Source organism: Novosphingobium kalidii (genome assembly GCF_040534015.1).
Lineage (GTDB): Bacteria > Pseudomonadota > Alphaproteobacteria > Sphingomonadales > Sphingomonadaceae > Novosphingobium > Novosphingobium kalidii.
In genome coordinates this window covers 363,627-384,203 of the sequence record NZ_JBEWLY010000013.1, presented here as the reverse complement: position 1 = coordinate 384,203, position 20,577 = coordinate 363,627, and the positions used below count along the sequence as shown (strand labels likewise).

Genomic DNA, 20,577 nt, shown 5'->3' with positions numbered 1-20,577 from the left:
CCTTCACACGGGTGGGGTCACAGGTTCAATCCCTGTCGCGCCCACCATAAACCTCTCTGAATAGGGGTTTTATGGTGCCCACGTTCCGTCGGAAGGCGTTCGATGCGGGAAGCAAGTCCGGCGACTGCTTCGTAAACTATCTCGCCGTCTGCTCGGTTTCGAGGTAGTTCTGCGCATCTGGTTGGCGTCAGATCACCCGCCAAATTCGCCCGCACGCGGGTAAACTCATCCAAGCCCCGAGAGATACTCGCTGTAGCTTCCTAGCCTGATTCTCACCGAGCAACCGGTCCGATACGATCCGAGACCTGCGCGAAACGCTATTGCAAATCTTTCGCATTACCTTATTCGTATCGCTAATGCGAATCGTTTGCATGTAGCTTCACTGCTCAGACCTTTGGGGGGAATAGGTGAGTATCAGTCAGCCGATAAAATCTGCACTCCGCGCTTCGGCGTGCGCGATCGCCATGCTTGCGTGGCAGGGTGTCGCACGTGCGCAAACCGAAGATCGGTCGGATAGAGCCAGGAGCGTCAACGGCGAATACCTGGGCACGATTGATATTGGCGAAAGCACACGCGCCATCCAGACGAACACCGCCACCCCCGTTTCCAAGATAAACCGCAAGGAAATTGAGGATCGTCATGCGAATACTATCGCGGAACTGATCGATTCCATTCCCGGCGTAACGCTGATCAACGGCTCCACGCCCATTGGGTCGGGCATAAATATTCGCGGATTTGGCGCCAACGGCACTTATGGCACAGACCAGAAGGTGCTGGTGCTGATCGATGGAGCGACCAGCGGTTCGGAAGAACTCTATCGCATCGGAACCCAGCTGTTCACCGACCCGCTGCTTTATCGCCAAGCCGAAGTCATTCGCGGCACCGTCGGCAGTTTGGAATATGGATCGGGCGTCATTGGCGGCGTGGTGCGGCTCGAGACAAGCGACGCATCCGATCTCCTTCGCGGGAAGACCGGCATTACGCTCAACGAGAATCTCAGCGGCTATACCAATGGGAATGGCTTTGCCACTTCCATCACTGTGGCCGCCATGCCGAACGAACATATCGAGTTTCTAGCGAACTACACTTGGCGTAAAGGCGGGACGCAACAGGACGGCCACGGCGACGAAATCCCGAACAGCGCCTTCGAACTACCGAGCTACCTGTTGAAAGGCGCTGTCCATTTCGGCGCCGACAATGACCATACCATCGAGGCCTCGTTCAGCCAGACCGAGACGAGTGAGCGCGACCGGCCATACGACAGCTTCGGCACGACCGGCGGATCGTTCGGAAATGTCGACCGCGACACCCAGTCCCGCACCATCATCCTTGGCTATCACTACGATCCGATCGAAAATGATGCGATCAATTTCAGCCTTGTCTATTCATTCGCTGACCAAGATATCGAGCAGGAATATATCGAAGGCAGTTCGCCCTTTGCGCCGCCGGGCGGGTTCGATGTCGTCAATGCGGATCACAGCTATGAAACCAGCAAGATAACCTTAAAGAACGGCGCCTCCTTCAACACCGGGTCGGTGCGCCATAATCTTCGGATCGGCACGGAATATATCAGCAGGGACCGCCTGACCGCCGATAGCGCGCCGGGCGGAACCGACAATCGCCTGGCCGCCTTCCTTGTCGACGAAATTGGTCTGTTCCGCGGCTTAACCGTGACACCTGCCGCACGCTGGGAAACCTCGACGGTCAAGGGCCAGCTCAGTGATGGAACCCGTGTCAGCTATACCAACGATGCACTGATGGGCGGCGTTTCGGGGCGCTACGAACTGCCTTTCGGCCTGGCCTTCTTTGGCAGCTGGGCCCACACGGAAAGCCTACCGATCCTCGATGATCTGACCAATGCGACTTACATGCGGCAGCCCGAGCAGGGCGACACATGGGAAGCAGGCGCCGCCTTCGAACGCGTCGGACTTCTATCCGCCAGTGACCGCCTCGCCTTCAAGATAAATTATTACGACACCGAACTGACCGACAACACGTCCTATTCCGGCGTGTCCGAAGTCTATCTTAACGGTCTCGAGATCGAGGCGTCCTACGCTACCTCGGATGGTTTCTATGTCGATTTCAACGGCAATATCGTCGACGGCCAGCGGCTGACGACGGCCGGGATCGTCAACGACTGGACCAATCTTCCGGCCAACACCTACCAGCTGTCCATCGGCAAGCGCTTCGGCCAGACCTTCGACATTCGCTGGGAGGGTGTCCTCGCCGAAGATCTCAATACCAACGGGACTGTCGACGAGGGCTATAACGTCCACAACCTGCGCGCCTCGTTCTCTCCTCCTGTTGGCTTTCTCCAAGGGCTGGTGTTCCGCGCGAGCGCCGAGAACATCTTCGATACATTCTACAACCCCGCGCTGGCCACCCGGCCCGCCCCCGGCCGTAACTTCAAGGGGTCTGTCTCGGTCCTCTTCTAAGGACTGCGCGAAAAACACGAAGCGGCGAATTTTCTGGGATTTGGGGGAAGTCATGTACCATCCATCATCGCTCGGCCGGGCATCCCAGCGTGGGTTGTCGATGGCGGCATCGATCTTGCTCAATCTTGGCATCTTCGTCGCCTTCGCCGCTTTTGCGACCATTACCGATACATCGCACCAGACGCGCGCCACCGTCACCGCATTCGACATCGGTGCAGCCTCGCCGTCGCAAAGCGGGTCGACGCAGCCACCGGCACCTGCGCAGTCGCCCGCTCCGACGGCGGAGCCTGCCGTTACCCGGGCGCAGGAACCGGTGCTGCAGGTAAGGCCCGAACAACTCGCACATCCCGCGCGACAAATGGCGGATACGACTTCCGCGCCCTTTCGGCTAAATGTCCAGACCACGTCCGATGCACCGATGCGCTTAGGCGTCATGTCATCACTGACCGACAGCATGCTCGCTTTGCAAACAGCCAACCTGGTCCCGAATCCGGCGAGGGAAGTCAGCGCCGCCGAGGAATCCGACAGCTATGGGGCGAGCATCAAGCAGCATCTGCTGAGATTTCGTCGGCAGAACACGGTCGGGCCAGGATCGACCTTCATCCACTTTATCGTCCTGGCCGATGGAACCGTAGCAGACGTGGGCGTCGCGCAAAGTTCCGGCTCATCCCGCTTTGACCGTGAGGCGATGCAGATCGTGCGCCGCGCCGCACCCTTTCCCCATCCACCCGGCGGCAACAGCCGCAGCTTCAATCTCGAGTTCACCGGTCGCTGATCGACCGTCCGATCCCGATCACTCCAAAAGCGATGCCACGAAGGAAACATGCCATGTCAGGATCAATCGTCTATCGCGCCATTCTCGGACTGGCGCTGACCGCAGCGGCCACGGCGCCCGCGGCAGCCCACACCGCCTATATGCTGCCCAATGTGTTTAACGCCAACGTTGAACAGCAGGTCACCGTGCAAAGCTCCTTTGCCGAGAAATTCTTTGTGCCCGAAATCGCGGTCGATGCCGATGACTTCCACGTCATCATGCCCGACGGTTCGCGCGCGGAATTCACCAGCGTGGCAAAGCTGAAGCAGCTCGTTGTGCTGGAAAGCGACTTGCGAGAAGAAGGCACTTATCGCTTTACCACCGGCGTCCGGCGGGGCCGCGTGGGCAAGATGGCAGAAGTGGACGGCAAATGGGTCCCGATTCACGACAAGATTCCAGCCAATGCCACGGCAGTGCAGACCAGCCAGACCGAAACGGTATCCGACGTTTTCGTCACCAAGAAAGCACCCACTCGGGCGCCCGTGGACATGCAGATCGGGCGTCTGAGGTTGCAGCCGGTCACCCACCCCAGCGATGTCTATCTGGATGGCGAATTTGCACTGAAGGTGATGTTTGACGGGCAGCCGTTGCAAGACCAACTCGTCTATCTGGATCGGGCAGGGGCTGAATATGAGGAGCCCAAATTCCATCGGGAAATCCGCACGGGGGCCGAAGGCGGCCTTTCACTCAGCTTCGATCAGCCTGGAGTCTATGTGCTTATGACCCGCCACCGCGCCGATGCGCCCGCCGGGGCCGACACCGACCTTCGCAGCTACACCACCGCACTGACATTCGAAGTGCAGCGCTGAAACGATCATCCTGACTATAGAGCAAGGGAATATTTTCATGAAGCGAGCAATTTCACACAGCCTGCTGGCCCTTTCTGCCTTCGCTATGTCCTCAACGGCCATGGCTGAGCCCGGCGGCACCGGCTTGGTCCCGAGCGGGTCAAGCGCACGCGGCCACAGCAAGGACGCGTTTATGAGCGCCTATGACACCAATGGCGACGGAAAGGTGTCCAGCGCGGAATTCATAGCCATTCGCGGCCCTCAACACGGCTCGTTCGACCTCAACGGCGACGGCAAGGTGGATGAGGAGGAATATGTCACCGAATACAAGACGCGCCTGGAACGGGATCTGGCGGAGCGACGTGAAATGCAGTTGAAGCAGGCTCACGTTCGCTATGGCGTGCTCGACACTGACAAAAACAAGAACATGACCCTCGCTGAATTTAATGACTCGGGCAAACGCATGTTCTCACGTCTCGACAGCAACAAAGATGGCGTGGTCGACCAAAATGACGGCGCCGAAAATTATTGATGATGATCTGCGGCAGGCATAACCATTCCTGCCGCCAGCATCGCTGACACATGGGAACGACGTAGAGGCCGTTTTGGCCTCTCTAGCGTTTGTTGGTGACCGGCCCCTCAACCGCGTGGATTGTCGCCAGCGTGCAGGAAACGATCTGCGGCGGCTGAGAGGTACCGTGGTGACTTCGATTGCGAACCCGAGAGGCTGTGCGCTGTCTGCGTCTATAGGTTCTTTTATGGCGACAGGCGTTCTGTCGTCACCCTCGGTTGACACCGGGTCAGGGAAATCCCTTACGGTGAGTTACGTAGAGAAACGGCCGCCTCGCAGGCGCTGCCTTGCGCCGCCGCGTGCGAGACGGCATAGCCCGGCCCCATGCACGATATCCGCCTTGTCCGCGATGACCCCGCCGCTTTCGACGCTGCTCTTGCCCGACGGGGGGTGGAAGGGGTCTCCACTCAGGTGCTCGCGCTCGACCAGCAGCGCCGCGACGTCGCGACTCGGTTGCAGGACGCACAGAACCGGCGCAACGAAGCGTCGAAAGCCATTGGCCAGGCCATGGCGAAGGGCGACAAGGAGAGTGCTGAAGCACTCAAGACCGAAGTCGCGCTCATCAAGGAAAACCTGCCCGCTTTGGAAGGTGACGAGCGGGACTTGGACGAGGCCCTGCGCGGCGAGCTCGCCCGATTGCCGAACCTGCCCCTGCCGGAAGTGCCCGAGGGCGCGGACGAGACGGACAACGTCGAGGTCGCTCGGTGGGGTACGCCACGTGAGTTCAGGTTTACGCCGAAGGAGCACGCCGATCTCGGGCCCGCTCTTGGCATGGACTTCGAAACCGGAGCGCAGATCTCGGGTGCCCGTTTCACGTTTCTCAAGGGGCACATGGCGCGCCTGCACCGGGCCTTGGCGCAGTTCATGCTGGACCAGCAGAGCGGTGAAAACGGCTACATGGAGTGCGCCCCGCCCCTGCTCGTGCGGGATGAGGCCGTGTTCGGAACCGGGCAACTCCCCAAGTTCGCTGAGGACCTCTTCCGCACCACGGATGGGCGCTGGCTGATCCCCACAGCCGAAGTCTCGCTGACCAATGCCGTACGTGAGCAGATCCTGGGCAATGACGCCCTGCCCGTGCGGATGGCCGCGCTCACCCCCTGCTTCCGCTCTGAAGCCGGCGCAGCGGGGCGAGACACGCGCGGCTTCATTCGCCAGCACCAGTTCGAAAAGGTCGAACTGGTCACGATCTGCAAGCCAGAGGAGAGCAAGGCCGAACACGACCGCATGGTCGCGGCGGCCGAGTCGATCCTGCAGGCGCTGGCACTGCCTTATCGAAAGGTCCTGCTCTGCACAGGCGATATGGGCGCCACGGCGCGCAAGACGTTCGACCTTGAAGTCTGGCTGCCCGGACAAGGCGCCTATCGCGAGATCAGCTCGATCTCCGATTGCGGCGACTATCAAGCGCGGCGGATGAACACCCGCTACAAGCCCGAGGGCTCGAAGCGCACCGAGTTCGTCCACACGCTCAACGGCTCAGGTCTCGCTGTCGGGCGCACCCTGGTGGCAGTGCTGGAAAATTACCAGGAGGAGGATGGCTCAGTCATAGTGCCGGAAGTGCTGCGCCCCTGGATGCGCGGGCTCGAGAAGCTTCAACCCATGAACCAGGGCTAGACCATGCGCATTCTGCTCACCAATGACGATGGCATCAACGCCCCCGGACTTTACGTCCTAGAGAAGATTGCCGGGCAGCTCTCCGACGACATCTGGATCTGCGCGCCTTCGGAAGAGCAGTCGGGCGCCGGGCACTCACTCACGCTCACGCGCCCGGTCCGCCTGCGTGAGCACGCGCCACGCCGCTTCTCGGTCACGGGTACGCCCACCGATGCCGTGACGATGGGCCTGAAGAAGGTTCTGCCCGGCCCGCCGGACCTCATTCTGTCAGGTGTAAATCGGGGTGCCAACCTCGGCGACGACGTGACGTACTCGGGCACGGTTTCGGCCGCCCTGGAAGGCGCGTTGGCCGGTGTGCGGTCCATCGCGCTTAGCCAGGTCTATACTCGCGAGGGAGTGGGCGATGCGGTGTCCTTCTCTGCCGCGGAGGAATGGGGCGCAAAGGTCATCGCACCACTGCTGGAGGCGCCATTTGCACACCGCACTCTCGTCAATGTGAACTTCCCTGCCGTCGAGGCGGCAAACGTGAAGGGCATCCGGGTGGTGAGGCAGGGCTTCCACGACTATGCGCGCGGCTCTCTGGTTGAGGGCATGGACCCGCGCGGCTTCCCCTACTATTGGTTTGGCCTGCACGGCATTGAACACACGCCGGGGCACGAAACGGACCTTGAAGCGATCGCGGAGGGCTTCATCTCGGTGACACCGCTGCATCTCGATCTCACCCACAATGCCTCGCTGGCATCGCTGGCGAGCCGGTACGCGGGATGACAGTGCGTGCGCTCCTGCTTGCAGCAGCGCTGCTGCCCATCCTTGCCCACGCCAGCCCCGCACGCGCCCGTTCCGCTGAGACATCTGCGCGCACCGAAACCGAATACACCGTCCGCGAAGGCGAGACACTGAACGGCATCGCCAACCGCGCAGGCGTTGCGAGCAAGGCCATAGCCGAAGCTAACGGATTGAAGCCGCCGTTCCCGGTGCGGACCGGGCAGAAGCTGAAGATCCCGCGCAAGACTGCACCTGCGGCGAGCAAGGCCCAGGCTTCATCGCCGGAACGCGAAAGCATCCACGTCGTCACCGAGGGTGAAACCCTGGGCGGTATCGCCAACCGCGCAAAAGTGCCGCGCATCCTAATCGCGGAAGCCAACGGCCTCACACCGCCCTATGCGGTCCTGACCGGACAGAAACTGCACATCCCCCGCACCCGCCGCTATACCGTCCGAAACGGCGACACGGGCCTCGACATCGCGGCACAATACGACGTGCCGTGGAACCAGATCGCGGTGGCCAATGGCATCGACCCCGCCGCTGCGCTTGTGCCGGGTAAGGAGCTGCTAATCCCGACGCTGCTCAATGCTGCCGCGGCAGACGAGACCGGACAAAACAGAGCAGCGAACGACAGCAAACCTGCGCGTCCCACGCCTCCGTGAGCCGCCAACGCTCCCCGCGCCGGTTCAAACCGCTGCGCCGGGCCGTACCGGTGCCGGTCTGGGCGGATCTAGGCCTACGATTAGGCGCAGCGCTGACGCTCGTTTTCGTGGTCGTTTTCATTCACTGGTTCGATCGCGAGGGGCTGCAAGATTCGCTCGACGGCGAGGTGAGCTTCCTCGATGTCATCTACTTCACGATGATCTCGATCACGACCACTGGCTTTGGCGACATAGCACCCGTTACGGATCGCTCGCGGCTCGTGGAGGCGGTGATCGTCACCCCCATTCGTTTCGCGGTCATCTTCATATTTGTGGGCACCGCCTACAACTTCATCATCAGACGAAGCTGGGAGACGTGGCACATGAAACGCATTCAGGAGCGGCTTTCAGACCATATCGTCGTGCTCGGTTACGGCATCAGCGGCTCCGAAGCCGTAGGAGAGCTCCTGGCGCGCGGTACTGACCCGTCCTGTGTCGTCGTCGTGGACCCAAGCGCGGCCCGTCTGGAGCACGCGGAGGGCGTTGGCTGCAACGTGCTGGAAGGCGATGCCACCAGGGACGAGACTCTCGCCGCGGTGAAGATCGACAAAGCCAAAGCGGTACTGGTCTCCGCCGGCCGCGACGACACCTCGATCCTGATTGTCTTGACGGCCCGGCACCTCGCCCCACACGTGCCAATCACAGCCGTGGTGCGAGCCGACGACAACGAACTGCTCGCGCGGCAGGCAGGGGCGGACAACGTGATCAATCCGGTGCGCTTCACCGGGCTGCTGCTGGCCGGATCGGCCAGGGGCAAACACATCTCCGATTATCTGGCCGATCTGGCGTCAGTGAGCGGGCGAGTCCAATTGGTCGAGCGCCTCGTCACACCCGCCGAAGTGGGCAAACCCCTGAGCCAACTGGAGAGCGGCGGGCGTGGCTTGCGCATCTACCGTCGGGGGCGCGCCATAGGTTTCTGGGAAAGCGCCGCCGACCGTCTGGAGGCCGGCGATCTCGTCGTAGAGATCGCTCCTACCTGCGGAGACGAAAACACGACCTCAGCCTAGCGCCCAGAACACGAGGCCCATGCACAAGTAGGCGACCAGCCAAAACCCACAGTCCAGAAAGCGATGCTTGGGTTCGTTGCCGCTGCGCGCATGAGTCAGCCAGACGGCGGGCAGCACGAAAAACAGCGCCGTACCGCCGGTCTGCATGAAATAGAGCCAGGGCTTGGCCTCCAGCGTTTCCGTGCCGATGCGCGCGAAGTTGTGTCCAAGCATTACCGCGGCCAGCAGGAAGATCAGGCCCGGCAACCAGGTTTTGCCCGCCCTCCCGGGCCCGCCCAGCAATGGCCTTCCCGTTCGGAATATCGGCCCATTCCAGACCAGCCCCACTGCCACCGCCAACGCAGCGGCCAGTATCACCGCGACCCAGTTGACCGGACCCATCGCATTTCTCCCCTTTATGTTCCGGCATGGTAGCGAGAATCATCGAATAGGTGTAGTGGCCCGCGTTCCATGACCATCGAACTTCCCTCGCCGCGTAAAGTCGGCATGGTCAGCCTCGGCTGCCCCAAAGCGCTCGTCGATTCCGAGCGTATCCTGACGCGTCTGCGCGCAGACGGTTATTCCATGAGCGCTGACTATGATGGTGCCGACGTCGTTCTCGTTAACACCTGCGGATTCCTGGATTCCGCAAAAGAAGAGAGTTTGGCCGCGATCGGAGAGGCCATTGCCGAAAACGGGCGCGTCATCGTCACGGGCTGCATGGGCAACGAGGCCGAGGTTATCCGCGCCCGGTTCCCCGAGGTACTCGCGGTCACGGGCGCACACCAGTATGAGGCCGTGGTGGAGGCGGTGCACCAGGCCGCCCCGCCCGAGCTTGGCCCTTATCTCGACCTGATACCGCAAGCCGCTGCCGACGAGCGCGGCATCAAGCTGACACCGCGGCACTATAGCTATCTCAAGATCTCCGAGGGCTGCAATCACGCCTGCGCTTTCTGCATCATCCCGCAGTTGCGGGGAAAGCTCGCCAGTCGCCGTGTCGATGCGGTTCTACGCGAGGCCGAAAAGCTCGTTGCGTCCGGCACGCGCGAACTGCTGGTGATCAGCCAGGACACTTCGGCTTATGGCGTCGACGTCGGATACGAGCCGCGCGATTTTCACGGCCATTCCGTGCGCACGCACATGACTGACCTTGCACGGGAACTCGGCGGATTGCGGGGGCCGGATGGCACCCGCCCTTGGGTGCGGCTGCACTACGTCTATCCGTACCCTCACGTTGATGCGGTGATCCCGCTCATGGCCGAAGGGTTGGTGACGCCATACCTCGACATTCCCTTCCAGCATGCCGCGCCAAATGTGCTGCGGGCCATGAAGCGTCCCGCGAACGAAGCCAAAGTTCTGGAGCGTTTGCGTAAGTGGCGCGAAATCTGTCCGGACATCGCCATCCGCTCCAGCTTTGTGGTCGGCTTCCCCGGTGAGACCGAAGCCGATTTCCAGTATCTGCTGGATTGGCTGGAGGAGGCCCAGCTCGACCGTGTGGGGGCCTTCCGCTTCGAACCGGTCGAAGGCGCCGCCGCGAACACCATGCCGGGTGTCGTACCCGACGAGGTGAAGGAAGAACGCTACGCTCGCATCATGGAGAAAACGGCCGCGATCAGCGCCGCCAAGCTGGCCGCAAAGATCGGGCGCGTTCTGCCGGTCATCATCGACGAAGTGGGCGAGCCTGACGAGGACGGCGACGTGGGCGCCACGGGCCGTTCACAAGCGGACGCACCCGAGATCGACGGCGCAGTTCACTTGCGCCAAGTGGGGCCGGAAATCGCTCCCGGCGCCATCGTGGACGTGTTGATCGAAGATGCCGATGCACACGATCTCTATGGCTCGATCCCAACCATGGGCGAGCGATAGGCACCCATCGTCGACGCGGTTTCATTTGCAAGTTTTGCAATGATACCGTTCTATTTCGCACTTGCAGCATGACGTAAACGTCAGCATAACGAGCGTGCCTTTCAGGCATCCTCTCCCAAACTTTCACAGGGTCGATCTTCGGATCGGCCCTTTTTTTTATAGAGCATGCCTGTGGCGACGAGCCCGCATTTGGCTTAGGCATTGACGTTATGGCCGATTCATCCCGCATCTACACCGCCGCGCTCGTTGTTATCGGAGACGAGATTCTCTCCGGCCGCACGCACGACAAGAACATCGCTCAAGTTGCCGCGTGGCTAGGTGTTCAGGGCATCCGCCTCGCCGAGGTGCGAGTGGTGGCGGACGTGGCATCAGCGATTGTTGAGGCGGTCAACGCACTGCGCGCCCGCAATGACTATCTGTTCACAACAGGCGGCATCGGGCCCACGCATGACGATATCACCGTCGACGCGGTGGCTGAGGCGCTGGGTGTGCCGGTGATCGTCCACCCGGAGGCGCGTTCCATTCTTGAGGAGTACTATGAGACGCGCGGCGGCCTTAATGAGGCGCGACTGCGGATGGCTCGTGTCCCGGAAGGGGCTGACCTGATCCCGAACCGCTACACCGGCGCTCCCGGCATCCGGTGCGGCAACATCTTCGTAATGGCGGGCGTGCCACAGATCACGGCAGGTATGCTCGATGCCCTCACCGGCACACTTGTTGGCGGTGCGCCGGTGCTGTCGGAGACGATAGGCTGCTGGGTGGCTGAAAGCGAGGTGGCAGACTTGCTGCGAGTGACGGAAAAAGCACATGCCGGCGTACAGATCGGCAGCTACCCGTTCTGGCGCGAGGGCCGTCACGGCGCCAACTTCGTGATCCGTTCCACCGATGCCACTGAACTAGCAGCCTGCTCGCGCGCGCTGAGCCAGGCGCTCGCCGCGATTGATCGCCCTCCGATGGCTGGCGGCATCTAGCTCGCTCAGCGCGGGGTCGAACTGCGCCGCCGCTCTCGAAGCGACGGCGCAGCGCGTTTTAGGCTGCGACCTTTTCGCTACCCGCGATGGAGGTGCGGTGCATCATGCGCCCCGTCGATTTGTCGTAGGGTATCGCCCGGTGCATGGCGCCGGTGTTGTCCCAGATCACGAAGTCGCCCTTGCTCCACTTGTGCCGCAGCGAGAACGCGGGCTGCGCGGCCCACTCCTGCAGACGGATGAGCATGGCACGACCAGCGGGAATCTCCATGCCGACGATGTGGTCGGCGGTGGTGCCGATCACCATCGACTTGCGGCCTGATTCGTGAGTCCAGACGATCGGGTGTTCCTTCACCAGACCGATGCCCAGCACTTTGTCCCGGTGCTTTTCGGGGATGGCATCGGCGATGGGTGACAGGCTGGCGCGCACGGAATGTACCGCCTTCAACCCTTCAATAGCTTGCTTTTCTTCCTCAGGCAGCCCCTCGTAGGCGGCGTAAGTGCTGGCGAACTCGGTCTCGCCTCCTTTGTCGGGTGCGATGCGGCAGGATAGCAGAGTGGCGAACGGTGGTGGCATGTCCACCGTGATCCCGTCCATGTGCCAGAAGAACGTCCCTAGCACGTATTCTGGCTGCGGGTTGATCTTCTCGTCCAGAGTGACCTGGTACACGTCCTGATCGTTGCTCTGCACGTTGTTGCGCGCGGTCAGGCGCACCTTGCCGCCCATCAAATCGGTAATCCGCAGCTGTTCTTCGTCGCTCAGGTCGATCTGAGGAAAGACGACGACGGTGCGCTCTTCCACCTTGGCGCGAATCGCCGCCGCGGCTTCTGGCGTAAAAATGTCATCACGGCTGTCCCAGGAGACGCGCGAGCCGATGAATTCCTTGATGTTCTCGAAATGAATAGCCATCGGGCCACATCTCCCAAGTGTCATGCTGAACAGGTGTACAGCAGGCTGCTACATCGGATTATCGAGAGCGTAAACGGGATTGTTGAGGCGGCCGGAGCTCAGCTGTCAAACGCGGGCGGCGTAGATCATCCGGCCTTCACCCATCAGGTCGAACACACGCGCCAATTCACGCTCGCCCACCGCGAAGCAGCCCTGGCTGCGGCCAAGCTTGCCATGCGCCGGGATCATGTCGGCATTGGCGTACCAGGCGCCGTGGAGCACAATCGCACGGTCGAGTGCGTTGTTGTTGGTGGGGTCGAGCCCCAGCAGGCGCTGAGAACGCCCGTGCTTGCCGACGTAGTAATTGGCTGTCACGAACGCGCCCTTGCTGGATGCATTCGAGTTCGGCTCGTTCGAGAAGCGCTGGAGGAAGCCCGTATGCCGTGGATCCGAGCCTGAGCCGTGTGCCACGAGGAATTCGGTCGTCTTGCCAGAGGCGACGTCGAGAATCTGGAGCCTGGGCTTCGACGAGGGCGCGGAGAAATCGACGATGGCGACCCGGTCATGATGGCGAACCATGCGGCCATGGCTGTCTAATGCCGCAAGCGCCTCCTTAACCAATTGGGGCTGCTCCTTGGGCGCAGCCGGCAGCGATCCCGGGCGCGCCTGTGCCGCGCGCGGCGCCATAGGCGTGAGGTGTGAGGTGTCAGGCGACCCGGCCGTGAACCATTGGCGTTGCGAGGTGCCGAGCGTGGCCAGCGCGGCGGCGGCGCCGGACATCATCAGCGTGCGGCGTTCCATAATAGGTGCATTAGACATGCAAAGAATATAGAGCGTTTTCCGATACTTGGCAGCCCCTTCGCCGCTGTTCGCGATGAGCCGGGCGATGCAGGAGACGAGCGCGGGAACGCAAAGGCCGGCGGAGTTTCCCCGCCGGCCCAGTGCTCGTTACCAATTAAGGGACGTCAGGCGCCCGCAACCTCGGTCGTATCGATCTTCAGGCCCGGGCCCATCGAGGACGAGAGCGTAATCTTGCGCACGTACTTGCCCTTGGCGCCAGCAGGCTTCGCCTTGACGATCGCGTCAACGAAAGCGTCGAAGTTCGTCTTAAGGTCGGTGTCCGAGAACGACATCTTGCCGATGCCGGCATGGATGATGCCCTGCTTCTCGACGCGGAACTCGATCTGGCCGCCCTTGGCGTCCTTGACGGCCTGGCTCACGTTCGGAGTCACCGTGCCGAGCTTCGGGTTCGGCATCAGGCCCTTGGGACCCAGAACCTTACCGAGACGGCCGACGACGCCCATCATGTCCGGGGTCGCGATCACGCGATCATAGTCGAGATTGCCGGCCTGCATGTCTTCCATCAGGTCCTCGGCGCCGACCTTGTCCGCACCGGCGTCCAAAGCTTCCTGCGCCTTGTCGCCCTTGGCGAAGACAGCGACGCGCACGGTCTTGCCGGTGCCCGAGGGCAGCGACACCATGCCGCGAACCATCTGGTCGGCGTGACGCGGATCGACGCCCAGGTTCATCGCGACTTCGATGGTCTCGTCAAACTTGGCGCTCTTGAGGTCACGCAGCAGCGTGATCGCCTCGTCGACGGGGTACTGCTTCAGGTTCTCACCGAGCTTGATCTCGAGAGCCTTTGCCTTCTTGGTCTGCTTGGCCATCGGTTCAGCCCTCCACCACTTCGAGACCCATCGAACGCGCGGAGCCTTCGATGATCTTGGTTGCCTGATCGATGTCGTTCGCGTTGAGGTCGGCAAACTTGGTCTGCGCGATCTCAGCAAGCTGCGAGCGCTTGATCGTGCCGGCCGAAGCCTTGCCCGGGGTCTTCGAACCGGACTTAAGGCCCGCGGCCTTCTTGATCAGGAACGAGGCAGGCGGCGTCTTGGTGACGAAAGTGAAGCTGCGATCCGAATAGACCGTGATGATCGTCGGGATCGGCATGCCCTTTTCGAGTTCCTGCGTCGAGGCGTTGAACGCCTTGCAGAACTCCATGATGTTGACGCCGCGCTGACCCAGCGCCGGACCGATCGGCGGCGAGGGGTTGGCGGCACCAGCTGCAACCTGCAGCTTGATGTAACCAGAAATCTTCTTGGCCACGATGGGCCTCCTTTCACACTGTCGCCGCGCATCCGTCTGGAGAGTTGCGGCTCATGTTAAGCGGTCAAACGGAAGGGTGTCCCCCTCCTCCCGCGCGAATCCACGCACGCCGAGGCGCTCGCGAAGCGCCCGCCCATAGCTGCGAAGTGCGGCAAAGGCAATGGCACTGACCTCAAACACCGATGCCAAAGCCTTATACGCCAAAAGGGCGGGAAGCCGAAGCGCCCCGCCTTTTTGGCTAATTTCGCGATGCCGCAGCTTACTTGGAGAGTTCGACCTGCTCGAAATCCAGTTCGACGGGCGTTGCGCGACCGAAGATCGAGACCGACACTTTGACGCGGTTCTTGTCGAAGTCGAGCTCTTCCACCACGCCGTTGAAGGTGGCGAAGGGGCCGTCGAGCACCTTGACGGAGTCGCCGATCTCGTAATCGATGTTGATGGTCTTGCGCGGCGCGGCAGCGGCAGCTTCGGCGGCACCGAAGTAGCGCGATGCCTCGGACTCGCTGATTGCCTGCGGCTTACCGTTGGTGCCCAGGAAACCCGTGACCTTGGGCGTGTTCTTGACGAGGTGGTACACGTCATCGCTAAGCGAAAGCTTGGCCAGCACGTAGCCAGGCATCGTCTTGCGCTCAGTCTGCACTTTCTTGCCGCGCTTCACCTCGGTCACGACCTCGGAGGGCACCTGCACGTCTTCGACATACTGGGACAGGCCCATACGCTCGGCTTCGGAGAGGATCGCCTCCTTCACCTTGCTTTCGAAACCGGAATAGGCGTGAATGATGTACCAGCGGGCCATGAGTCTCTCTTGGTCGTTTCCAGCGCGGGGCGGACGAATATCAGATCAGCGAAAGCAGCCAGCGAACGAACGACCCGAACAGCGAGTCAACGCCGAGGAAGAACACGGCAAGCAGGACGGTCAAAAGGCCGACGAAGATCGCCGTGGTCACAGTCTCCTGGCGCGATGGCCAGTAGATCTTGGACGCTTCCGTGCGCACTTGCCGAATGAATTCGCCAGGGCTCGTCTTTGCCATTTCGTTTCGTCTCTTGCCTGCTCGCTCGCGAGCGGTTTTGCCTGTCTTCCGGCTAGGGCTCATCGCCACCCCGGCAGGAGCCGGGAGGGGCAGTAAAAGTCCTCTTGTCGGAAGAGTTAGGCGATCTAGCTAGACTCGGCCGGCTTTGCAAGCCGTGCGAGGAACGAGTTGGGCGTGCGGAACAGGATCCGGGCGCCATCGGGCAAGGCCACGGGCTTGGCCGTGCCGATATACCACAAGTAGTCGGCCTTCTTCCCGGCGCGGAACCGGCGCAAGTCGATGCGCTGCCAAGGCGCGAAGACGATGCGATGGCTGGGGTCCGCAAAGCGGCGGTACTCCTTCTGCCGCATGCTCAGCATGTGGACATTCGGAAGCGCGAAGTTGGAGTTCTCCAGCGCGCTCTTGCGCACCACCGCATAGCTCCCGAGGTGCTCGAAACTGCCGAAGCGCCACTGGTCACGCGGGATCGCCACCGCTGTCGCCACGCTGGCACCTTGCGGCACATGATCGAGCGCTTGCAGCATCTGCCGCGAGGTACGCCCGTCCTCGTACCACTGCACCGTGATCAGGCTGAGGCGCACCAAGAAGAGGCTTGCGACCAAAGCCAACCCCCAGCGCGGTGCCGGCCAGTCGATCGCCAGACACCCGACGAGCAGTGCGGCCGTGGTCAGGCGATAGTCGGCGTAATCCCCACCGAAAATGTGCCGCGGCACCAGAAGGGTGAGGATCAGCAGGAGCAGCGCCGCCCAGCCGAGCCGTCCGTCGAGCCGCCGCGTCGCCGCTGCGACCGCCAGCACGGCAACGACAATGGCGATTGTCGCAATGTCGAGCCATTCGACGTGGCTGCGCAGGCCCTTGTAGAGAATCGACCACTTGTACTCGAGAAGATGGCGGCCATACGACATCTTCGAATTGCTGCCCATGCCAGCCAGCATCGGCAGTAGCGGGAAGATCAGGGGCCAAGGGGCGAAGAACGCCGAGATGCCCTTACGCCGGTGCCACTCATATCCGAACACCAGTACACCCAGCACGCCCCAGCCCGAGACGTGGGACAGCCAGATGACGAAGCTCACTGGCACGAACAAGAGCCAGCGCCAACGCCAGCCTTCCAGCCGGACCCAGCCTGCGAAAGCGAAGAGAGCAAGCGCGAGCGAGAGCGAATAGTTGAGGAAGCCCATCAGCAGGGCCGGCGACCAGATCGTGGTGAACGCCAGAATCGCGCCGACCCCGATACGGCCCCGCAAGGTCCAGGCCACCGCCAGGAACGACAAGCCCGTCAGCACCGGGATCAGCCAGGTGATGAAGCGCCCCGCCTGCTCCAGCCCCAGCAGCGGTGTGAGCGGAACCATCAGCAGCTCTGCGCCCAGGTTGCCGGTCCACTCCCATTGGAAGGTGTAGTAAGCGGTCAGGAACGGGTCCCGGCCATGGTCGAGCATGACCTTGTAGCCGGCAAGATGCGAGGGATAGTCCGTCATCTGCGGCGCCCAGGCGACCAGCACCGGAAGCGCCGCGAGGAATGCGAGCACGATGCCCAGCCAAAGCCCCCAATCGCGCTGAGGCGCGCCGGCCTCGTCGCACTTGCGCGCCCCGACTTCAGTCATCGTGGCGGCGTCGGGACGTGTCGAACCGTGCATGTGCGCCTAATTGCATGGAAGGATGCTGGCAGGAGTGGAGGGACTCGAACCCACGGCCCTCGGTTTTGGAGACCGATGCTCTACCAACTGAGCTACACTCCTGCGGGCGCCGGTGCCTGTAGAACGCGCAATCATCCTTGGCAAGCGAATCACCATACGGTTTATCGCTGTTATCCACGATCGCACAGCACAGCCGGCCGGATCGGCTGGCTTTCGTGTTCACGTCTTAGGGACAAAAGCGTTTTGCGCGCGATCCTTCACGACCTGCTTCGCCGGAAAAACAGTACCGTTCATCGTAATATACACACCGGGAGTAAGCGCCTGCGCGCCTGCGAAGGCCATGCCTAGGTTGAACGCGGCATCGCTTTCCGCAAAGCGCGCGGGGGCGAGAGCCCCCACCAGAACGATCGTCCGTCCTGCAAGGCCTTCCAGTTCGGCAGCCGTCTGCACCATGGTGTCGGTGCCGTGAATCACCACGATCGCGGTTTCCGGCGCCCCCTCGATCGCAGTTCGGATGGCAGTGCGATCAGCGTCGGTCAGTTCCAGCGAATCCTTGCGCATCAGCTCCGCAGTCCGGAACGGATGCGTGACCCGCGCCACCTGGAGCAGCTTGGGGACCATGCTCTCGGCGATCTGATATTCGCTCAACGCATCGAAATACTGTTTGTCGAACGTGCCGCCGGTGGTCAGCACGAGAATGGGATAGGTCATGGTCTGGCCTTGCGGGTGGAGGGCAGCCTGCCCTCTATCGCAGGCGAGGCGCGCCAGGAAGGGTGCGACACAGGGACGATCAGTCCTCTAGGATCAGACTGCTCTGCCTGGTGTCGCGCATCCGCCAGTAGACGATCAGCGAAAGGCCGATCATGGCCGTGACGTACCAGTAGAAGACGCTCTCCATGCCGCTCATCTTGAGCCACAGCGCCACGTATTCGGCCGTGCCGCCGAAGATGGTGTTGGCGATCGCATACGGCAGCGCCACGCCAAGTGCGCGGATGTGCGCGGGAAACAGCTCCGCCTTCACGACTGCGTTGATCGAGGTGTAGCCGCTGACAATCACCAGCGCGGTGAGGACCAGCGCGAAGGCGAGGATCGGGTTCTGCACCACCTCGAGCATGCGGAAGATCGGATACGTCAGCAGCACCCCGGCGATGCCGAACGCAATCATCACCGGCCTGCGCCCTACCCTGTCGGACAAAGCGCCGAAGACGGGCTGAAGCAGCATGAACACGAACAATGCGGCTGCGGTGATGCGAGTCGCCGCCTCCACGGTAAAGCCGCTCGTGTTGACCAGGAACTTCTGCATGTATGTGGTGTAGGCATAGAACGCGAGAGTGCCCCCGGCCGTCAGCGCCATGACCAGGAAAGCTTCCTTGGGATGGTGCCGGAACAGCGAATAACTGCTGGATCGGGGGGCGGCGCTGCGTTGCGCGTTGGTGAAGCTTTCGGTCTCCTTCAGTCGCCGCCTCAGATAGAACACAACCACAGCCAGCGCCGCTCCGATCACGAAGGGTATGCGCCAGGCCCAGCTCCGCAGCGCTTCCTCCGACACCACGGTCTGCAGCACCAGCAGGACCGAGAGCGCCAGCAGCTGGCCTGAAATGAGGGTCACGTATTGAAAGCTGGAGAAGAAGCCGCGGCGCTCGCGCCCTGCCATCTCGCTGAGATAGGTGGCGCTCGCGCCATACTCCCCGCCGACGCTCAACCCCTGCAGCATGCGCGCGACGACGAGCAGGACCGGCGCCAGCGTGCCGATGCTGGCATAGCCAGGGGTCAGCGCGATCATCAGCGAACCCGTGCACATGAGCGATACCGAGAGCGTCAGCCCCGCCTTCCGACCGCGCCGGTCCGCGTAGATGCCCATGACCCAGGCACCGATGGGCCGCATCACGAAGCCCACCGCGAAGATGGCGGCGGCGTTCAGCAATTGCGCCGTGCTGCTCCCTTCCGGGAAAAAGATCGGCGCGAAATAGAGCGCGAAGGCGGAATAGGTGTACCAGTCGTACCACTCGACGAGATTGCCCGCCGATCCGCCGATGATGCTGCGGAGCCTATGCCGCTGGTGCGCTTCGTTCATGGCAGCAACTATGCTGAGCCGCTGCAGCCAGCGCAACGCTGCCGCGTCCGCCCACTTGTGGACCGTTGATCTTTTTGCAGCGGCGACCTAGCTCACAAGGGCGGCGACCACGTTCCCGCCCCGCCAAGGGCCATCAAGACCGGGACGGCCCGGCGGCTCGGAACGAGGTCTGCCATGCCCTGGATATCACTCGTCATTGCCGGTCTGCTGGAAGTCGTCTGGGCGACGGCCATGAAGCAGTCGAACGGCTTCACGCGTCTGTGGCCAAGCCTCATCACCCTGGGCGCCATGCTCATCAGCTTCGGCCTGCTGTCGTGGTCGATGCGCGCCCTACCTCTGGGTACGGCTTACATGGTGTGGACCGGCATCGGCGCTGTCGGCGCGTTCCTGGCGGGGGTGGCGATCTATGGCGAGGCGCTTACCACCGGCCGCATCCTTGCCGCCTTGCTCATCGTCAGCGGGCTTGTGCTGATGAAGCTATCCAGCCCATGATGCATGACAATCTGCTAAAGGTGCCTCGTGCATTCCCCTGCGACCCCGACGATCATCGACCCGGAGCTGCTGCTGCTGGCATACCGGAGCGGGATCTTTCCCATGGCCGACAGCCGCCACGATCCAGAGGTCTTCTGGGTGGAGCCGCGGCAGCGCGCCATCCTGCCGTTGGACGGCTTTCACCTCTCGCACTCGCTGGCCCGAACGCTGCGGCGTGGTCGGTTTACCGTCACCTGCAACGCGGCGTTTTCACGCGTGATGGATGCCTGCGCCGCGCCGCGCGGGCCTGACAACGGAAGCTGGATCAGCCATCGCATCCAGGCGAGCTACGAAATGCTTCACCGGCTCGGGCACGCCCATTCCCTCGAGTGCTGGCAGAATGATGCGCGGGGGCGCCCCGAACTCGTCGGCGGGCTCTATGGCGTGGGCTTTGGCCGGGTATTTTGTGGCGAGAGCATGTTCTCGATCCGGCCGGACTCGTCAAAGGTCGCGCTGGCCTGGCTGGTCGCGGCGCTGAGAAAAGGCGGGGCGAAGTTGCTGGATTGCCAGTTCATCACACCGCACCTTGCCTCGCTCGGCGCGATCGAGATGCCGCAGAAGCGCTACCTCGCGCTGCTGGCGCGCGCTCAGTCCGCCTCGGCAGCCTCTGGTGCTTCGGCGGCAGGACTCGGTGCAGCAGGAGCCGGCGTTGGTGCTGGCGAGGCAGGCCTAATTGCCGAGCCGCTGCCGCTGCCCGATGCCTTCGACGCGCTTCTGGAAGAGGCGTCGTTGCTCGGGCTCTCTTCCTCGCCGGGAAAGCTCATTTCACAGTTCTTGAGCCAGACATCGTAAATCGGGTGCTGGACGACG

At 62.2% G+C, this 20,577-nt stretch carries 22 protein-coding genes and 1 tRNA gene; 12 read left to right on the top strand and 11 right to left on the bottom strand.

All coding sequences use genetic code 11. The features are described from left to right. Positions 1–464 precede the first annotated feature (464 nt). The 8 genes from ABVV53_RS08620 to ABVV53_RS08585 all read left to right on the top strand — a co-directional run bounded on the left by ABVV53_RS08620 (position 465) and on the right by ABVV53_RS08585 (position 8,692). Entirely contained in the window at positions 465–2,435 is a 1,971-nt protein-coding gene (locus ABVV53_RS08620) for a TonB-dependent receptor plug domain-containing protein (RefSeq protein WP_353984217.1), read from the top strand. A 100-nt stretch (positions 2,436–2,535) separates the two neighbouring features. Continuing rightward, positions 2,536–3,210 carry a cell envelope integrity TolA family protein gene (locus tag ABVV53_RS08615; protein ID WP_353983974.1) on the top strand — a complete coding sequence of 225 codons (675 nt, stop codon included), beginning with the start codon at positions 2,536–2,538 and terminating at the stop codon, positions 3,208–3,210. 53 nt (positions 3,211–3,263) lie between these two features. Continuing rightward, on the top strand, positions 3,264–4,058 hold the full coding sequence (locus ABVV53_RS08610; RefSeq protein WP_353983973.1) for a DUF4198 domain-containing protein: 795 nt from the start codon (positions 3,264–3,266) through the stop codon (positions 4,056–4,058). 37 nt (positions 4,059–4,095) lie between these two features. Beyond that, the gene (locus ABVV53_RS08605) at positions 4,096–4,569 is read left to right on the top strand and encodes an EF-hand domain-containing protein (protein WP_353983972.1); all 474 of its coding nucleotides are present in this window, start codon (positions 4,096–4,098) and stop codon (positions 4,567–4,569) included. A 363-nt stretch (positions 4,570–4,932) separates the two neighbouring features. Next, positions 4,933–6,219 (top strand): serine--tRNA ligase, encoded by a 1,287-nt coding sequence (gene serS / locus ABVV53_RS08600; RefSeq protein ID WP_353983971.1) that lies wholly within the window; start codon positions 4,933–4,935, stop codon positions 6,217–6,219. Positions 6,220–6,222: 3 nt separating this feature from the next. Further along, positions 6,223–6,987 (top strand): 5'/3'-nucleotidase SurE, encoded by a 765-nt coding sequence (surE, locus tag ABVV53_RS08595; protein ID WP_353983970.1) that lies wholly within the window; start codon positions 6,223–6,225, stop codon positions 6,985–6,987. Continuing rightward, the gene (locus ABVV53_RS08590; protein ID WP_353983969.1) at positions 6,984–7,646 is read left to right on the top strand and encodes a LysM peptidoglycan-binding domain-containing protein; all 663 of its coding nucleotides are present in this window, start codon (positions 6,984–6,986) and stop codon (positions 7,644–7,646) included. The genes surE and ABVV53_RS08590 overlap by 4 nt, the downstream gene beginning before the upstream one ends. Continuing rightward, positions 7,643–8,692, top strand: coding sequence for a potassium channel family protein (locus tag ABVV53_RS08585; protein ID WP_353983968.1), 1,050 nt, complete (start codon positions 7,643–7,645; stop codon positions 8,690–8,692). Before ABVV53_RS08590 ends, ABVV53_RS08585 begins: the two co-directional genes overlap by 4 nt. Here the strand turns inward: ABVV53_RS08585 and ABVV53_RS08580 are convergent. Continuing rightward, a complete protein-coding gene (locus tag ABVV53_RS08580) occupies positions 8,684–9,073 on the bottom strand; it encodes a DUF1761 domain-containing protein (protein WP_353983967.1) in 390 nt (129 codons plus the stop codon). The two genes, ABVV53_RS08585 and ABVV53_RS08580, sit on opposite strands and share 9 nt — an antisense overlap. 69 nt (positions 9,074–9,142) lie before the next feature. On the opposite strand from ABVV53_RS08580, the gene rimO reads away from it, so the two are divergent. Together rimO and ABVV53_RS08570 are read left to right on the top strand one after the other, a co-directional pair. Then, positions 9,143–10,537, top strand: coding sequence for a 30S ribosomal protein S12 methylthiotransferase RimO (rimO, locus tag ABVV53_RS08575; RefSeq protein ID WP_353983966.1), 1,395 nt, complete (start codon positions 9,143–9,145; stop codon positions 10,535–10,537). Positions 10,538–10,746: 209 nt separating this feature from the next. Next, a complete protein-coding gene (locus ABVV53_RS08570; RefSeq protein WP_353983965.1) occupies positions 10,747–11,508 on the top strand; it encodes a competence/damage-inducible protein A in 762 nt (253 codons plus the stop codon). A gap of 58 nt (positions 11,509–11,566) precedes the next feature. Here ABVV53_RS08570 and ABVV53_RS08565 read toward each other — a convergent pair whose 3' ends face one another. The 10 genes from ABVV53_RS08565 to ABVV53_RS08520 form a co-directional block, all read right to left on the bottom strand. Then, the gene (locus ABVV53_RS08565) at positions 11,567–12,415 is read right to left on the bottom strand and encodes a TauD/TfdA dioxygenase family protein (protein WP_353983964.1); all 849 of its coding nucleotides are present in this window, start codon (positions 12,413–12,415) and stop codon (positions 11,567–11,569) included. A gap of 105 nt (positions 12,416–12,520) precedes the next feature. Then, the gene (locus tag ABVV53_RS08560) at positions 12,521–13,195 is read right to left on the bottom strand and encodes a murein L,D-transpeptidase catalytic domain family protein (RefSeq protein ID WP_353983963.1); all 675 of its coding nucleotides are present in this window, start codon (positions 13,193–13,195) and stop codon (positions 12,521–12,523) included. 164 nt (positions 13,196–13,359) lie between these two features. Next, positions 13,360–14,061, bottom strand: a complete 702-nt coding sequence (gene rplA, locus ABVV53_RS08555) for a 50S ribosomal protein L1 (RefSeq protein ID WP_353983962.1) — start codon at positions 14,059–14,061, stop codon at positions 13,360–13,362. 4 nt (positions 14,062–14,065) lie between these two features. Continuing rightward, positions 14,066–14,497, bottom strand: coding sequence for a 50S ribosomal protein L11 (rplK, locus tag ABVV53_RS08550; RefSeq protein ID WP_353983961.1), 432 nt, complete (start codon positions 14,495–14,497; stop codon positions 14,066–14,068). Between the two features lie 259 nt (positions 14,498–14,756). Continuing rightward, the gene (gene nusG / locus ABVV53_RS08545) at positions 14,757–15,293 is read right to left on the bottom strand and encodes a transcription termination/antitermination protein NusG (protein WP_353983960.1); all 537 of its coding nucleotides are present in this window, start codon (positions 15,291–15,293) and stop codon (positions 14,757–14,759) included. Positions 15,294–15,333: 40 nt separating this feature from the next. Then, positions 15,334–15,528, bottom strand: coding sequence for a preprotein translocase subunit SecE (secE, locus tag ABVV53_RS08540; protein WP_353983959.1), 195 nt, complete (start codon positions 15,526–15,528; stop codon positions 15,334–15,336). Positions 15,529–15,653: 125 nt separating this feature from the next. Then, entirely contained in the window at positions 15,654–17,162 is a 1,509-nt protein-coding gene (locus ABVV53_RS08535) for a hypothetical protein (RefSeq protein WP_353983958.1), read from the bottom strand. A 26-nt stretch (positions 17,163–17,188) separates the two neighbouring features. Next, a tRNA-Trp gene (locus tag ABVV53_RS08530) sits at positions 17,189–17,264 on the bottom strand. 117 nt (positions 17,265–17,381) lie between these two features. Next, positions 17,382–17,873, bottom strand: a complete 492-nt coding sequence (locus ABVV53_RS08525; protein ID WP_353983957.1) for an asparaginase domain-containing protein — start codon at positions 17,871–17,873, stop codon at positions 17,382–17,384. A gap of 79 nt (positions 17,874–17,952) precedes the next feature. Then, positions 17,953–19,236 (bottom strand): MFS transporter, encoded by a 1,284-nt coding sequence (locus tag ABVV53_RS08520; RefSeq protein WP_353983956.1) that lies wholly within the window; start codon positions 19,234–19,236, stop codon positions 17,953–17,955. A 174-nt stretch (positions 19,237–19,410) separates the two neighbouring features. Between ABVV53_RS08520 and ABVV53_RS08515 the strand changes: the two genes are divergently transcribed. Both ABVV53_RS08515 and aat read left to right on the top strand, forming a co-directional pair. Beyond that, positions 19,411–19,728: a DMT family transporter gene (locus ABVV53_RS08515; protein WP_353983955.1), complete on the top strand. Its 318-nt coding sequence runs from the start codon at positions 19,411–19,413 to the stop codon at positions 19,726–19,728. Between the two features lie 27 nt (positions 19,729–19,755). Further along, on the top strand, positions 19,756–20,559 hold the full coding sequence (aat, locus tag ABVV53_RS08510) for a leucyl/phenylalanyl-tRNA--protein transferase (protein WP_353983954.1): 804 nt from the start codon (positions 19,756–19,758) through the stop codon (positions 20,557–20,559). Positions 20,560–20,577: the final 18 nt, after the last annotated feature.

Coding starts and splice junctions, on each gene's coding strand:
- ABVV53_RS08560 (WP_353983963.1), bottom strand. CDS start 13,195: ATGGAACGCCGCACGCTGATGATGTCCGGCGCCGCCGCCGCGCTGGCC.
- serS (WP_353983971.1), top strand. CDS start 4,933: ATGCACGATATCCGCCTTGTCCGCGATGACCCCGCCGCTTTCGACGCT.
- ABVV53_RS08535 (WP_353983958.1), bottom strand. CDS start 17,162: ATGCACGGTTCGACACGTCCCGACGCCGCCACGATGACTGAAGTCGGG.
- nusG (WP_353983960.1), bottom strand. CDS start 15,293: ATGGCCCGCTGGTACATCATTCACGCCTATTCCGGTTTCGAAAGCAAG.
- ABVV53_RS08615 (WP_353983974.1), top strand. CDS start 2,536: ATGGCGGCATCGATCTTGCTCAATCTTGGCATCTTCGTCGCCTTCGCC.
- ABVV53_RS08605 (WP_353983972.1), top strand. CDS start 4,096: ATGAAGCGAGCAATTTCACACAGCCTGCTGGCCCTTTCTGCCTTCGCT.
- ABVV53_RS08525 (WP_353983957.1), bottom strand. CDS start 17,873: ATGACCTATCCCATTCTCGTGCTGACCACCGGCGGCACGTTCGACAAA.
- ABVV53_RS08515 (WP_353983955.1), top strand. CDS start 19,411: ATGCCCTGGATATCACTCGTCATTGCCGGTCTGCTGGAAGTCGTCTGG.
- ABVV53_RS08570 (WP_353983965.1), top strand. CDS start 10,747: ATGGCCGATTCATCCCGCATCTACACCGCCGCGCTCGTTGTTATCGGA.
- secE (WP_353983959.1), bottom strand. CDS start 15,528: ATGGCAAAGACGAGCCCTGGCGAATTCATTCGGCAAGTGCGCACGGAA.
- ABVV53_RS08590 (WP_353983969.1), top strand. CDS start 6,984: ATGACAGTGCGTGCGCTCCTGCTTGCAGCAGCGCTGCTGCCCATCCTT.
- ABVV53_RS08610 (WP_353983973.1), top strand. CDS start 3,264: ATGTCAGGATCAATCGTCTATCGCGCCATTCTCGGACTGGCGCTGACC.
- rplA (WP_353983962.1), bottom strand. CDS start 14,061: ATGGCCAAGCAGACCAAGAAGGCAAAGGCTCTCGAGATCAAGCTCGGT.
- ABVV53_RS08580 (WP_353983967.1), bottom strand. CDS start 9,073: ATGGGTCCGGTCAACTGGGTCGCGGTGATACTGGCCGCTGCGTTGGCG.
- surE (WP_353983970.1), top strand. CDS start 6,223: ATGCGCATTCTGCTCACCAATGACGATGGCATCAACGCCCCCGGACTT.
- ABVV53_RS08565 (WP_353983964.1), bottom strand. CDS start 12,415: ATGGCTATTCATTTCGAGAACATCAAGGAATTCATCGGCTCGCGCGTC.
- ABVV53_RS08520 (WP_353983956.1), bottom strand. CDS start 19,236: ATGAACGAAGCGCACCAGCGGCATAGGCTCCGCAGCATCATCGGCGGA.
- rimO (WP_353983966.1), top strand. CDS start 9,143: ATGACCATCGAACTTCCCTCGCCGCGTAAAGTCGGCATGGTCAGCCTC.
- ABVV53_RS08620 (WP_353984217.1), top strand. CDS start 465: ATGCTTGCGTGGCAGGGTGTCGCACGTGCGCAAACCGAAGATCGGTCG.